Origin of the sequence: Alloscardovia criceti DSM 17774, from assembly GCF_000376885.1 — a bacterium.
Lineage (GTDB): Bacteria > Actinomycetota > Actinomycetes > Actinomycetales > Bifidobacteriaceae > Alloscardovia > Alloscardovia criceti.
Map to the genome: position 1 here is coordinate 416,704 of NZ_AQXR01000011.1, position 15,057 is coordinate 431,760.

Sequence of the window (15,057 nt, forward strand, 5' to 3'; positions counted from 1 at the left end):
GCTTCGCGTGTCTGTGTTCTTGTGAGATTATTCTTCGTGCTGCTTTAATCGTTCATATTGATCCAATTTTTGCCCTCTGCCAGCGCCGCAGCCAGCTCAGGACGCTGATTGAGCAGCTCCTCCAACTCGCAAGCGATGCGCACCGGGGCCGCAGGATCAACCAAGGCAGCCGAACCCACCTCTACCGCATTGGCACCCGCGTACAGGAATTCCAAAGCATCCAAGCCGGTAAACGTGCCGCCCATAGCAATAATAGGAAAATCATGAAAAGCCTGGCGAATCTTGTACACCATAGCCACAGCCATTGGATGCACAGCCGGACCTGAAACGCCGCCCGTAATATTGGCCAAAATGGGCTTGCCGGTGGTGGTATCAATGCGCATGCCTACAAAAGTATTAATCAAAGACACAGCATCCGCGCCATTGTCCACAGCCGCACGAGCAATCGGGACGATATCATCCACATTAGGCGTGAGTTTGACGATAATAGGCTTATCCGTTAGAGGGCGCAATCGTGTCATCAACGTGCACAAGGCTACCGGGTCTTTGCCCACGGAAGTACCAGATTTCACATTCGGGCAGCTGACATTGATTTCCAGCATATCCGCATCTGATTCAGCCAATTTTTCCACGACATACGCGAAATCGTCATCGCTATGTCCCGCCACATTGGATACCACTGTGGCTCCCATGGCCTTGAGACGCGGCAAATCATCTTCTAAATAATGATCTACGCCCGGATTTTGCAAACCCACGGAATTGACCGTGCCAGCCGGCGTTTCCGCAGTACGCGGTGCAGGATTGCCCTCCCATGGTACGGGTGAAACACCCTTGGTCGACACTGCGCCGATGGTGGCTGGATTGTAGTAGACGCTGCAGGCATCGAGATTGTAGGTGCCCGCAGCGGTGCCAATAGGGCTTTTCCACTTCACACCGGCTACAATCGTAGGATGTGTAAATGTGTAATTTTTTGTGGCGTCAAACATTAATTCCATCCTAATTCTTCGCGGGTAAAGACAGGTCCCTCGATGCAGACTTTTTTGTTTCCGTGAATGGTTGGGGTAATGCACACTACGCAGGTGCCGTATCCGCAGCCCATGCGCTCTTCCAAACTCATCTGCGCCGCGATGCCGTGTTCACGGCACCACGTGGCGATGGCTTTCATCATAGGATGAGGTCCACAGGTGAGCAATTGCACATCGGACAAATCTGGATCGTCGCCCTGTTCCTCCAGCCATTCATTCATCAGATCGATGACATTGCCTTGAGCATTATCAATGCTTCGGTAATTTTCGGTAAATTGAGAAATATAATCATCGGCAAAATGCTCATTGCGGTATCCGAAAATGGCCGTGCATTGCGCGTCCTCACGAGACTGCAGTTTTTGAGCCGCATGCATAACCGGTGGCACGCCTAGGCCGCCACCAACCACGAGATATCGGCCGGACTTGCTGAGATCAAAAGGCTTTCCCAACGGTCCCAGTACGTCGATGCTATCGCCCACCTGCATATCTCTGAATTCAGTTGTGCCTTCACCCACAACCTGGAAAATGAAGCTCACCGTATCCCCGTGCACTTCACCCACGCCAAATGGTCGCGGCGATAAACGCATCGGATTTTTGCTATACAAATTGACAAATTGGGCTGCCTGAGCATTCTGGGCAATATACTCATCGCGGATCGTTAAGCGCACAATATCCGGCGTAAGCAGCTCGTGCCCCACAATTTCAGCCGTTCTACGCGAAGGTAAATAGTTTTTCCCCTCAGGATTTGTTTTGGTGAAGGTGGAAGCGCCCATAATATCCTTTCTGCGTTTCTCCCCATCGGCCGTATCCCCAGTCAGCCGTCTCACAATCGGCATAGAAATGACATCTGCATCAGGCCGATGCATGCTACTTTGAATTAAACTTGACGGTCTTGACCAGTGGGCCGGTGCTGAACGTGGCAATTAAAGTGCACTGTTCATGGCTGAAACAGTTTTCCATGCGCCGATTTAGCGATGATTCAGCATCTGCGAAATATCTGCTTTCATCGCCAGCGCAGCCTGACGTGCATGCTCTGCGACGAATTCCAGGGCCTGCGTTGTATCCGCAAAGTCCGGGATATTACCATTCTTCGCCCACGCACCAATAATGCCGCGCGAGGAGTTAATCAAGGCACCTAAACCTTGAGCATCAAAAAATCCGGCTAGATCTTGAGCACGCCCACCTTGTGCACCATAACCTGGCACCAAAAAGAAGGTATGAGGCATGAGTTCGCGCATACGGCGTCCGGTCTCCGGATGTGTAGCCCCCACCACAGCTCCCACACGGGAGTATCCGTACTCATCGTCGCGCGTATCTGCTCCCCATTGCTCAAGCAGTTCTGCCACATGCTCGGCCAGTGTCAGGGGACGGTCCGCAAGCTGAAGATCTTGCAATTCGCTGGAGCTGGGATTACTCGTTTTTGCGAGAACAAAAATATCTTTATCGCTAGCCTGCGCAGCTGCGATAAAGGGCTGAATGCCATCGGAGCCGAGATACGGATTTACCGTAACCGCATCCTCATGCCACACATCGACCTGTTCAGGTAGAACGGCGGGCGCGCCACTCAGATGTGCAGCATACGCTTCAGCCGTACTGCCAATATCGCCACGCTTAATATCGCCCAACACATACAGGCCGCGGGACTGTGCATACGCATTGGTACGCACATAGACATCCACGCCCGCTACACCGAGCGCTTCATACATAGCAATTTGTGGCTTCACCGCCGGTACGATATCGTGCACTGCATCGATGATGGCCTTATTAAAGGCGAAATATACCTCAGCTAGTTCAGAAACTGTGCGCACATCGTCGAGCATAATGCGTGGCAGAAGACTGGGTTTCGGATCTAACCCCACAACACTGGGATTTTCTGTGCCGCGTATGGCTTCGATAAGTGCGCGCATTATGCTCCTTGAGGTGGTGGCGTGTATTTTGAGATGAGGGGAGAATGACGAATTTATTCTTCCATAAGAGACGAGCTTGGGTATGCGTCTAAACGGGAGTATGTCAGCTCCGCATTGCACACGGTGGCAATTACGCGACCGTTCACATCCCACCCGTCAAATGGCGTATTGCGCGCCTTAGACTCGAATGCCTTGGCGTCGATAGTCCATGGCTCTTCTGGCGCCAGAATAACCACATCCGGATGCTGACCTGGGATATCCGTCTGGGACAGATAATGCGTCGAAAACTTGAGGAGATCTTCGCTTTCAAAATCGATCACGCCCTCGTGCTTTTCCGCAAAGTGCGCGATATCAAAGCTTTGAGCGCCGAGCAATTTATTCGGTTCCACGGACATGAGCTCAATCAAACGCGCATCGTCGATGTATCCGGCTTCTACGAGCACTTTACGCAAAATTGGGTAAGCTGTTTCCAAACCGATGACACCGTTCGGCGCCTCCATCATGCCCGACAGAGCACCGAAAGCCTTCTCTTCCTCGGTATGCGGTGCATGATCGGTAGCGATCATATCCACCGTGCCATCGCACACTGCTTCCAAAGAAGCCAAACGGTCGGACTGAGATCTCAGCGGCGGATTCATCTTCGCATAGGTGCCGTATTCTTCGATGGCGCTGTCATCCAAAGCCAAATAATGTGGCGCTGTTTCACAGGTGATGTTAACGCCATCTGCCTTAGCCTCGCGCACCGCATCGAAGGCCAGCGCAGTGGACACGTGCTGCAAATGCAGATGAACGCCCGTGGCACGTGCCTTATTAATATCGCGCTCTACAATGGCCAATTCCGTTTCTGCTGGGATGCCTGGCAAACCCAAATGGCGCGAAATCTCCCCCTCATTCATGACGCCGGTTTTATGATGCTCGCAGTGATCAATAAACGGAATATCCGCACGGATAGCATTGTCAATAACCGCATCCAAGGTTTGCGAGCGCACTGTGGAGCCATCATCCGAGATAGCCATTACAGGATGCTTAAAATGCTTTTCTCCGGAGCGTAGCATCGGCTTCCACGCGTCCATATTCGACGCCTCAGATCCCTCGCGTCCGCGAGATGCAGACACGCACAAGCCGTAACGGACAGGAATATTTTCACGAGCATCCAAATCTTCGAGGACATTGAAGCCTGCGTAATCCTCACCATCGGCAGCCGGCTGAGTATTGGGCATAATCAGCACATTCGTATACCCACCATGAGCCGCCGCACGCGCACCCGTTTCCATGGTCTCCTTATCGGTCTGACCAGGATCCCTGAAGTGTACGTGAGGATCCGCAAATCCAGGAGCAATAGTCCATTGGCTCGCGTCATAAACGCGCTCTTGTGCAGAACCATCATTGAGACGAACCATGATGGATTCGTTCGTATCCCACACGCGGATATTCTTTAAGATAGCAGTCATTGACCTTACCCTTTCAGAGGCTTGAACTATCTATTATAGCTTTGCCTCTTCATCACAATAATCACAACGATATTGCATACCCAGGGCATCTTCGTGTCCGCGCACTAGGTGGAAACGTTGTGCAATGCCGCGTTCCGTGGATGTGACACAGCGTGGATTGACGCAGTTAATCACATTCGTAACGTGCAATGGTAGTGCAGGCTTTTCCTTGGAGATAATCTTTTCGTCACGCACGATATTGACCGTGGCCGATGGTGCAATCAGTGCCAAAATATCGAGATTGACATAGATATCGCTTTCAATTTTGATGATATCTTTCGTCCCCAAAGAAGGACTGTGAGCGTTCATAATGACGGCCAAACGTGTTTTTCTGGGATCAATGCCTAAATAATCCAGCACTTTCAACGCCTTACCGGCTGGCACATGGTCGATAATAATTCCATCTACAATGCTCGTCACCTGCATTATGCGTGCACCTCTGCTTCCATAAGTTCTGCGTTATATCCCGGTAGCTCATCACCCACAACGGAGCTTTCCAAAGCCATGCGCATCAGCATGCCGTTCTTCACCTGCGTAAAGTACAGTGCGCGTGGGTCCTTATCCACATCAAACGCGATTTCATTCACGCGTGGTAAAGGATGGAGTACTGCCAAATTATCCTTACCCAAGCTGAGTTTTTCGCGGTCCAAAATATAGGTATCGCGCAAACGCAGGTAGTCATCTTCGTTGAAGAAGCGTTCCTGCTGCACGCGCGTCATATAGAGCACATCGAGATCGCCGATAACTTCCGTCATATCACGCACTTCTACGTACGAGCACGATGGTGTTTTATTGATGCGATCGAGGACATACTGAGGCGTTTTGAGCTCTTCTGGGGAGATGAGCACGAAGTCCACATCACCATAGCGACACAAGGTTTCGATAAGCGAATGCACGGTGCGGCCAAAGGTCAAATCTCCGCATAGGCCCACCGTGATGTGATCCAAACGGCCAAAACGGTTGTGAATCGTGGCAAGATCGGCCAAGGTCTGAGTCGGATGCATATGTCCACCATCGCCTGCGTTAATCACAGGGATGTCCACCGCTTCCGCCGCCACCAAAGCAGCACCTTCCTTTGGGTGACGCATAGCCACCACATCCACGTAATTGGATACCGTTTTCAAGGTATCGGCAATGGTTTCGCCCTTGGATGCGGAAGACTGATTTGCGCCCGCGAAACCGATGACCTGACCGCCCAAACGCAGCATAGCCGTTTCAAAACTCAGACGTGTGCGCGTCGACGGCTCATAAAATAAGGTGGCCAATACACGTCCATCACATGTATGTGCCACCTCTTTACGATGTTCATCAATATATCGCGCCTTAAGCAATAAATCATTGACCTGAGGAATGGATAAATCATCGAGAGTAACAACGCTCTTTCCTACGAGCGAAGAGCTCAACTGTGCAGACATGTGGCACGCCTTCCTTATGTACGTCTCTACATTTTTCACGCTGAAGGGCACTGCATTTGCTGTGACCTAATTTAGGTTAGAGCAAAATTGCGACAACTTTTATTACGCGTGTGGCATACATGTCATATCGTGTTTTACTATAGAGATGACTAGGTGGCAGAACAAGCGGAAAGTAGTCCTCTACTTATGGAATCCTTCGTACTTATCGTTGAAATTGGTATAGCTGTTGTTATTTCTTCGCTTCTGAGTCCATACATACCCCGAGTCTCATTACCGCTCGTTCAAATTATCCTCGGTATCGTGTGGTTCTTTGTTCCGGGTCTGCCTATTATCAACATCAATTCGGATCTTTTCCTTGTACTGCTCGTGGCTCCACTGCTGTATCACGAAGCTATGCATATTTCACGTTCGAGTTTGCGTGAAAATATGGGCGTGAGCTTGGCTATGGCTATCGGACTGGTGCTCGTATCTGTGACGATATCCGGGTTTACCTTGCAGTTGGTGTCCACCGCCGTGCCATTGGCTGCGGCCTTTGCCTTGGGTGCGGCTTTAGGGCCAACGGATGCGGTGGCTGTGGCTCAATTGGGTAGCGATGCGCAGCTAACTAAACGTCAATCCGGCATTTTGGCTATTGAAAGCCTGTTTAATGATGCAGCGGGCATCGTCAGCTTCCAGTTTTCCTTAATTATGCTGACCACCGGCACCTTCTCGGTTGTTGGATTCACAGAAAATGTGGTGTATAGCTTTGTGGGCGGCGCGTTTGTGGGCATGATTATGGGTTATCTCATGAATCGATTGGTGCTTTGGCTGCGCCATATGCGTCTCGAAACCACCACGAACCGTATTTTGATTGAAATCATCTTCCCATTCCTTGTGTACTGGGTGGGCAATGAAATCCGCGTTTCTGGCGTTATCGCTGTGGTTGTAGCGGGCATTATGGCCATGTATCAGCGCGTGGGCGTGGGTGAAGATTTGGCCGAAGTAAACCGCGTATCCTCCGCCGTGTGGGATGTGCTGGCTTTCGCCTTGAATGGTTCTGTTTTTGTACTCCTAGGTATCGAACTGCCGCTGGCTATGCGTCAAAGTATTACGGATTCACGTGTGAATACCTTGATGATTTTCTTCGTGGCTGTACTGCTGGCCGTGGTGCTGCTCATCGCGCGTTTTATTTGGATTGCGGTCATGCTCAGAACGGCGAAGTCTAAGGAAACGGGTCAGCGCCGCAAAATGACCAAAGAGCGGTGGAATTCTGCGGCAATTATGACCTTTGGTGGTGCGAAAGGTACTATTTCGTTGATTTTGGCATTCAGCTTGCCTTCCGAGCTGGATTCCATGACGGAATTCCCTGTAAGGACAGCTTGGCTGTTTATCGCTGCGGTCTATATCGTGCTGTCGCTGATTTTGGCAAATACGGTGGTGCCTATTCTGGCTCCCCCGGAGAAGGACATCGATGGTCATAAGTTCGCTTTGGCGAATTTGGAAATGCTCAACCGTACGTTGGTGTCGATTTCTCGTCTGGATAATCCGGAGCAGCACGTGGCCATTGAAGCGGTTATGCGCTCGTATAATTCGCGCATTGCCCGCCAGCGTGGAAAGGTGCTCACGCCGGAGGAGCTGAAGCTGCTCCAGTCTGCGCGCATTGAAATTCGTGAATGGCAAAGTTTGTGGCTGGAAAATTATGCGCGAAAGCATCCTCAAACCACGGATGCCTGCCAACGTTTGCTTGCGCCAATTGAGTACTCCTTGTCCCATGATGAAGCCAATTGGAAGAAGCAGTTGCGTGTGAGAATTTATTCCTGGAAGCTCCGTCTGACCGTGTGGTTCAGATCGGCGCGCGCTGCTCTGCGTTTTGCGTGGAATCGTGCGATGAATCTGCGCTCGGGCTCGCAGGAAGTGGATTATGGCAGGTCCCTGATTACGCGCATTCAGTTGCAAATGCTGCAGGATTCTATCCACCATGTGTTTACGCTGATTAGCTATAATCAGCTGCCACCGGTGGTGGGCTCTACAATTGTGGCGGAATTGCGTACCTTGCTCAAGAGTTTGCAAACTCCTGGGCCGACCAGCATTGGTGAGGCGCGTTCACAGTTTGCTCCGCATCAGTTCAACTCCGTGCTCTCGCAGGCTTATAATATCGAGCTAGAAACCATCCGTACTATGGCGGAGAATCAGGAAATTACGCGCGATCAGGCACGTACTATGCGGCGCAATGTGTTTATTATGCAGTCGGATACAGTTATGTAAGTGCACATTCTCACCTTGTATTCATAAGTGTTCTGGTCTGGCGTTTGGCGTCAGACCAGATTTTTTATGTTCGGTAGTACCGAAACTGACCAGATTATTCGGATTCGTAGAAAACGCGGTTCACCACTTCGCGGCATTTGCGCATCTGACCGATCACATCGTCTAAGAATTGCAGACCTTTGTGCGCTTCATGACCCAAATACACGGCCAATCCACCCATATCAAAGTAATCATCGGGGATAATATCCGCTTGTGCAGCACGGCCAGACCACAGGAAGGACGCATTGCGCAAATCCGTGCACAGCGTCCATGTGGACCGCAGGATTGCGGCATCATGCGCAGAAAGTGCCCCATGTTTTTCGAGGGCGTCGATTGTGCTGAGTGTATGTGTGGACCGCACGTCCTCCCATTCGTAAGCGTGCTGGAGCTGCAGGAGCTGCACCGTCCATTCCACATCGGACAGTCCTCCCCTGCCGAGCTTAATGTGCCGGTCGTAGCGCACTCCACGTGGCAAGCGTTCTGCCTCCATGCGGGCTTTGAGCTTGCGGATGCTGTGGATAGCCTCTTGCGATAAGGCTTGCGAGCTGTAGCGTACTGGATTGACGACTTCGTGGATAAAGCGCTCGCCAAGCTGCACATCTCCAGCTGCAAAACGCGCACGTAGTAAGGCTTGTCGCTCCCAGGTTTCTGCCCACGATGCGTAATATTGCTTATAGGACTCAAGAGAACGTACAAGCGGACCGTTTTTGCCTTCAGGACGCAAATCCATATCAATATCGATGCTTTGCCCGGTGGCAGAAAATCCTGTAAGCACGGTGCGCATGAGTTCGATATGGCGTTGCGCAAATTTTCGTGCCTCCTCATCCGAGCAACCTTCGCACACCTCATAGACTGCGATTACGTCCGCATCGGAAGAGAAATTCACTTCTTCCCCACCGTAGCGGCCCATAGCAATCACGGATACACGAGATGGTGGGGTGTCGCGTTCCTCCTCCTCACATAACCGTGTAGCACACCATTGCATGGTGGCATCGATGAGCACATCGTAGACACGAGTCATGCCCCGTAAGGCTTGTTCTGAGCTGATAACAGAGCTCATCCAGCCCAATCCGATGCGTTCGATTTCTCTTCTACGCAGCGCTCTGAGTAGTGTAGAGAATTCTTCTTGGGAATGCGCAAAACGGTGTACGAGCACATTTGTACGCGTGCGTAGACTCTCATAGGAACGCGCATTCAAAGCCTCATCATCGCCTAACCAAGTAGTCGATTCTGACGAAATCATCAAGGCTTCACTCAGATAGCGCGAATTGGACAGAATATGGCAGAGCCGTTGCAAAGCTGTGGGCGAATCACGCAGAAAACCTAAATACGGTCCAGAGCCGCCAATGGTTTCCACCCATCTGCGCCACATCATCAAACCCATATCCGGATTTTGACCATTGCCAATCCACAGCAAAATCGTCGGCAAAAGGATGCGATTAATGCGACTGGCGCGCGAAATACCAGATGTCAGTGCGGTGACGTGACGAATAGCCGCATACGGATCTGCAAATCCCACGGACTCAAATCGCGCACGCAAAGCATCCTCAGACAAGGTAATATCGCCTTCACTCAGCTGCGAAATATTTGGCAACATTGGGCGATAATAAATATCCATATGGAGCTGGCGGACCTGACGTCGTACCGCATCAAAATGCTCCACCAGTTGCACCGGGGTGAGAGATAGAGCACGCGAAAGCCGCACAATAGGCAAATTGTCTGCCAACTCCCGGTCATTAATATGACGGCTATGTACGAAAATATCGTCATCCTGCCCGGAAATTTTCGGGAAAAGATGAGTTCGACGCATCTGGAAAAGCTGCTGACGATGCTCCAGCACACGCAGGAAACGATAGTCATGAGACAGATCTTGTGCCTGCGTTCTATTCATATAGCCACCGTGGGCCAATTGCTTGAGTGCGGAAAGCGTATTTTTGGTACGTAGACTTTCATCCGTTCGACCGTGCACGAGTTGCAGCATTTGCACGGTGAATTCTACATCGCGCAAACCGCCCTTGCCCAGCTTGATTTCGCGGTTGCGTTGATCAAGCGGTATCAGGTTCTCTACGCGGGTGCGCATGGCTCGGCAGTCGTAAACAAAATTTTTGCGGGCAGATGCGGACCAAATGAGCGGGGTAATCATACTCATATACGCGTGGCCTAGCTCGGCATCTCCTGCCACAAAACGCGCCTTGAGTAGGGCTTGGAATTCCCAATTTTCCGCCCAGTTATCGTAATAGGATTTGGCAGAATCCACTGTGCGCACCAGGGCTCCGGCTTTGCCTTCCGGTCGCAATGCAGTATCGATATCCCACAAGGCCGGCATGGTTACACCCGGTACAATGGCCGAGCACACGGTTTGGAGCACCGAGCCGATGTGTGTACCCAGCGAAATCAGGTCCCCCCGGAATTCGTCTGTTTTATCCACGATATACACCAAGTCGACATCAGAAATATAATTAATTTCCTGCGCACCCAGCTTGCCCATGGCAAAAACCGCAAATTTACATGCATGACCTTGTGGCACCTTGTGCTGAGCTATGCTCAAAGCGGCTTGCAATGTGGTATCGATGAGTTCGCTCAGTCGGCGAGAAATCACAGGCTGTATATCCAAAGGTGCACTGCTGGTAACATCGTCGGCGATAATGTGCAGAATATTGCGCCAATACGTCTTGCGCATGTCTTGAATTTGCTGAGCATAGGGCTGCGAAAAGTCAATCTCAAAAGGAATGCGTGGCTGCGAACTTTCCAAAACCTCCGGTAAGAACTCCCCATCTGAGGTTAATAAGCGTCCACAGAATTCGGAGGCTCCACACACGCGGATGAGTCGCGCTAAACCATCCGCGCTGGCTTCAAACAGCTGACGTGCTACAGCTTGTGGTGCGTCGTGCTCCTCTGCTGGAGCGGATATCGCAGACGTCAGAACTTTGTGTGCAATTTCCGTCAGATGCCACAAAGCAGAGTCTGGACTATCAGAAACAGTGGCGGCATGCAGAAAATCTTCCAGTCCCCACGTGCATTCCATACCCTGTGCATACGCGTCTTCGAGTATGCGTTGCAATCTTTCGCCGTTAGTTATGGCCTGACTCAGCTGGTTAAAACCGGCGTGAATCAGCTGTGAAGAGGAAAACGGCGCCTCACTCATTTAGTCACAGTCCTTCGCACTAATTACGGCGATGGAATCTGCCTCATGCAAATCCCACTGCTCAAAAGGCTTATGAGAGGCCAAAATAACGAAGGCAGCAGGTGATAATCCCAGCTGAAGTGTTTCATAAATATGGGAGAAATCGCCCGTACTGCGTGCCCACCACTGTGCGGCTTCACTGATACTCGGCTCATGTCCGATGATCATCAGCGTTTTATTCTTTTTCTTTTGGGAAGCAAGAATTTCCGACACCTCAGCCATGCCATCGGTATACAGCTGCTTGTGATAAATCAATTCTGGCTTATCTCCAAAGACCTTCAGCATTCTATCCGCCGTCTCGCGAGCGCGTTTTGCACCAGAGACCGCCACAATATCGGGCACAAGACCCATGCCATCCATGGCTTTGGCCACATGCTTGGCCTGTTTCTTACCCTTGTCGGTTAATTCTCGGGAAGCGTCATCCTGAGCGGATTTTTCTGTTTTGGCGTGACGCATAAGAATGAGAAGGTATTCGTAGTCATGAGCCACTTTGCTGATCTTTGTGAGATTTATAGACATAGCACTATCCTATCAATCCAGTGGACGGAGGTCGGATTTCGGGCTTTGAGAGTCTGGAGAATCGAGAGGTTTTAGGGAGTCTGAAGAATCTGACGAATCTAGAGATTCTAGGTGGGCGACCTGATCATTCAAATCTCGGATAACCTTGCGTAATTTGCGATCCGACATATCGCGCAGCTCCAACTGGGACAAGTCCAAGTTTACGTCATCGATATCTGTGACCGTATCCTTGTTTGGGCGTTCCCGTTTTTTCAGCGCTGCGAAACCCTCCGCCATCGAACGCGTAAAGATAAGAAATCCGGTATGCCCAATCATCGAATGTTCAGGACGCACAGCCAGCCCATCGACCTTCCACGAGCGCTCCATACTCTCTTGGATATGCGGCTGAGTCCACTGTCCCGAGGATACGAGGGCTTCTACCACTCTGCTCATCTGTGTAGTAGTCGTCACATAGCAGGCCAGCACGCCACCGGGTGCGAGCACGCGGTAGGCCTCCTCGAGTCGATTCCACGGATCGAGCAAATCTAGCACCATGCGGTCGAAATAGTGATTGTCGAGTTGCTGCACACCTTGATTAAAGTCCTCTTCAATAATCGTCCACCTGTGTGGTTTCTCACCGTAAAACACAGTGGCGTTGGCCATGGAAATATGAGCGAAATCGGGGCGTCTTTCAATCGTCGTCAATTCTCCGGTTTCACCAATGGCTTCCAAAATGTGCACACTCATAGCGCCCGAACCTGCACCGGATTCCAGCACACGCATACCCGGGCGGATATCTCCAAGCTCCAGCACGGTGGCAATATCTTTCGGATACATAATTTGCGCGCCGCGTGGCATAGAAAGCACATAATCGGCTAAACGCGGCCGCATCACGCAGTATTCCCAGCCGCCGATACGCCTGGAGGATTTCCAAGGCTTGCCTTGCGGGGCAGGTGTGTCCTGCTCGGCGGCCTTTCCATTATGCGTTTCTATAACTGTGCCTTCGGCGCGTCCAATAATGTCCACGTGACGAATGATGCCGTGAGCAGTATCGGTGACGTTGCCGTCTCTGAGCTGGAAAGTGAGCATATTGCCTTTGCGATCGGTGAGCTGAACTTTTTCACCCGCGCGTAACACGCCACGCTGATAGGACATGGAGAAAACCTACTTTTCGTCGAGAAAGTTGTCATGTTTATAGTACTAGCATTGCTAGAAAGTGGAATGAGCTCCCAAGCTGAGCCGAACTATGACAAAAGGGTGTATGCCTTAGCGACACACACCCTATACTGCCTTCAGATTATTTAGTTATCATCGCTTTTGCCCGCGAACTGGGAATTATACATATTTGCATATGCACCGTTCAACGCGAGCAGCTCATCGTGGCTACCCTGCTCCACAATCTTACCCTTGTTGACCACAAGGATGATATCGGCATCACGAATGGTAGATAAGCGGTGTGCAATAACGAAGGACGTGCGACCCGTACGCAAGGTATTCATAGCGTTTTGGACCTTCACTTCCGTGCGCGTGTCTACGGAGCTCGTCGCCTCATCCAAAATCAGAATATCTGGATTGGACAAATAAGCACGGCAAATAGTCAGTAGCTGCTTTTCACCTTGGGATAATTCGGTAGAATCATCATCCATAATCGTGTCGTAGCCATCTGGCAGACGGCGCACAAACTCATCGACGTGGGTGGCGCGCGCAGCTTCCAGCAGACGATCTTCGGTACGCAATGACTTATCGTGTACGCCGTAGAAGAGATTATCGCGAATCGTGCCTTCAAACAGCCATGTGTCCTGCAGAACCATGCCAAAGTGGCTACGCAAATCCTGGCGGGTTAATGTGGTCGTATCAATGCCATCGAGACGAATCTGACCCTTGTCGATTTCGTAGAAGCGCATGAGCAAATTGACCAAAGTCGTCTTACCTGCGCCAGTTGGGCCCACTATAGCAATTGTCTGGCCTGGCTTAGCCTCCAGCGAGAGGTCGGAAATCAGTGGATTCTCTGGATTGTAGGAGAATGCCACATGGTCAAACTCGATGTGACCCTGAACGCCGCCCTTATCCTTCAGGCGAGTTTCGAGCGTTGGTGTTTGAGGATCTTCCTGGCTCTCCTCGTCCGCATCCAAGAATTCGAAGATACGCTCGGCGCTGGCCATAGCGGACTGCAAGGTAGAACCCATCGAAGCTAACTGCCCCAAAGGCTGTGTAGCCTGGCGCGAATACTGTGTAAAGGCCTGCAAATCACCCAATGTCAACTGACCATTGATCACGCGGATACCGCCCGCAATCGCCACGATAACGAAGGAAATATTGCCTGCGAAGGAGGTTAACGGATTCATCAGATTCGACATGAAAGTTGCGGCAAAGCTGGACTTGTACAGACCGTTATTGTACTCCTCAAATGACTCTTCAGCCGTTTTTTCCTGTCCGTACGCGCGCACAACCATATGTCCGGAGAACATTTCTTCGACATGGCCGTTCACCTTACCGGTATTAGCCCATTGCTGGACGAATTGAGGCTGAGCCAGCTTCAAAATCACGCCAATAATGGCCAGCAGGACTGGGATTACCACAAGCGCAATCAACGTCATAATAGGCGAAATTGTCAACATCATAATGATGGTGGCCAAGAATTAGAATACAGAGAAGAAGAATTCTGCCAACATTTGCTGCAAGGACTGCTGCACATTATCGACATCGTTCGTGGTACGGCTCATCACCTCGCCACGCGAAATGCCGTCGAAGTAGCTCAATGACAGACGGTTAATCTTCTCGGTAATATCATTGCGCAAACGGTACACGACATCCGCCACGATACGCGACATGGTGAATGTCTGAGTGTAGCGGAATACCATAGCAATGACGTAAATACCGACGGTGAGTACCATGATTTGGGCAAATTTGGTCCAATCCACGCCCACGCCGACCTGCACATCGTAATTGCTCAGCATGCTGGCAATCTTGCCCTGCCCATTATTTTGGAGCATCTGCACAACCGTATCCATGGATGTGCCATCCGGAATGTGCATCTGGTTTTTCAGCATTGTGCCCAAAATGCCAGCAAACAGTACATCCGTACCCTGAGCCATGATTTTTGGACCAGCCACGATGAGAATTACACCAATCAAACCGCAAGCAATCATGATAAACATGCGCAGTTTGGAGTGCATGAGGTAACCGACCAGACGCGATAAGGTACGACCGCGATTTCCCTTTTGTGCTACTGGAGACGTGGTGTTCTGAGCCATG

The 15,057-nt window shown here is 51.0% G+C and carries 10 protein-coding genes and 1 pseudogene; 1 reads left to right on the forward strand and 10 read right to left on the reverse strand.

Annotation, left to right across the window (positions count from 1 at the left end; translation table 11 throughout):
- Positions 1-44: 44 nt before the first annotated feature.
- The 6 genes from D570_RS0107155 to pyrB all read right to left on the reverse strand — a co-directional run bounded on the left by D570_RS0107155 (position 45) and on the right by pyrB (position 5,837).
- On the reverse strand, positions 45-986 hold the full coding sequence (locus D570_RS0107155; RefSeq protein WP_018143707.1) for a dihydroorotate dehydrogenase: 942 nt from the start codon (positions 984-986) through the stop codon (positions 45-47).
- Positions 986-1,798 carry a dihydroorotate dehydrogenase electron transfer subunit gene (locus D570_RS0107160; protein WP_026181960.1) on the reverse strand — a complete coding sequence of 271 codons (813 nt, stop codon included), beginning with the start codon at positions 1,796-1,798 and terminating at the stop codon, positions 986-988. Before D570_RS0107160 ends, D570_RS0107155 begins: the two co-directional genes overlap by 1 nt.
- A gap of 195 nt (positions 1,799-1,993) precedes the next feature.
- A complete protein-coding gene (pyrF, locus tag D570_RS0107165) occupies positions 1,994-2,932 on the reverse strand; it encodes an orotidine-5'-phosphate decarboxylase (RefSeq protein WP_018143709.1) in 939 nt (312 codons plus the stop codon).
- A gap of 53 nt (positions 2,933-2,985) precedes the next feature.
- Positions 2,986-4,383: a dihydroorotase gene (locus D570_RS0107170; protein ID WP_018143710.1), complete on the reverse strand. Its 1,398-nt coding sequence runs from the start codon at positions 4,381-4,383 to the stop codon at positions 2,986-2,988.
- A 33-nt stretch (positions 4,384-4,416) separates the two neighbouring features.
- Complete coding sequence (locus D570_RS0107175; RefSeq protein WP_018143711.1) at positions 4,417-4,848, reverse strand: aspartate carbamoyltransferase regulatory subunit; 432 nt, start codon at positions 4,846-4,848, stop codon at positions 4,417-4,419.
- Positions 4,848-5,837, reverse strand: coding sequence for an aspartate carbamoyltransferase (gene pyrB, locus D570_RS0107180; protein WP_018143712.1), 990 nt, complete (start codon positions 5,835-5,837; stop codon positions 4,848-4,850). The genes D570_RS0107175 and pyrB overlap by 1 nt, the downstream gene beginning before the upstream one ends.
- 153 nt (positions 5,838-5,990) lie before the next feature.
- Here pyrB and D570_RS0107185 point away from each other — a divergent pair, with 153 nt between their 5' ends.
- Entirely contained in the window at positions 5,991-8,081 is a 2,091-nt protein-coding gene (locus tag D570_RS0107185; RefSeq protein WP_169331237.1) for a cation:proton antiporter, read from the forward strand.
- A gap of 94 nt (positions 8,082-8,175) precedes the next feature.
- Here D570_RS0107185 and D570_RS0107190 read toward each other — a convergent pair whose 3' ends face one another.
- The 4 genes and pseudogenes from D570_RS0107190 to D570_RS09755 all read right to left on the reverse strand — a co-directional run bounded on the left by D570_RS0107190 (position 8,176) and on the right by D570_RS09755 (position 15,056).
- A complete protein-coding gene (locus D570_RS0107190) occupies positions 8,176-11,265 on the reverse strand; it encodes a bifunctional [glutamine synthetase] adenylyltransferase/[glutamine synthetase]-adenylyl-L-tyrosine phosphorylase (protein WP_018143714.1) in 3,090 nt (1,029 codons plus the stop codon).
- Entirely contained in the window at positions 11,266-11,823 is a 558-nt protein-coding gene (locus tag D570_RS0107195) for a SixA phosphatase family protein (protein WP_018143715.1), read from the reverse strand.
- 12 nt (positions 11,824-11,835) lie between these two features.
- The gene (locus D570_RS0107200; RefSeq protein WP_018143716.1) at positions 11,836-12,957 is read right to left on the reverse strand and encodes a tRNA (adenine-N1)-methyltransferase; all 1,122 of its coding nucleotides are present in this window, start codon (positions 12,955-12,957) and stop codon (positions 11,836-11,838) included.
- A 146-nt stretch (positions 12,958-13,103) separates the two neighbouring features.
- Positions 13,104-15,056 (reverse strand): annotated as a pseudogene (locus tag D570_RS09755) (ABC transporter ATP-binding protein).
- Position 15,057: the final 1 nt, after the last annotated feature.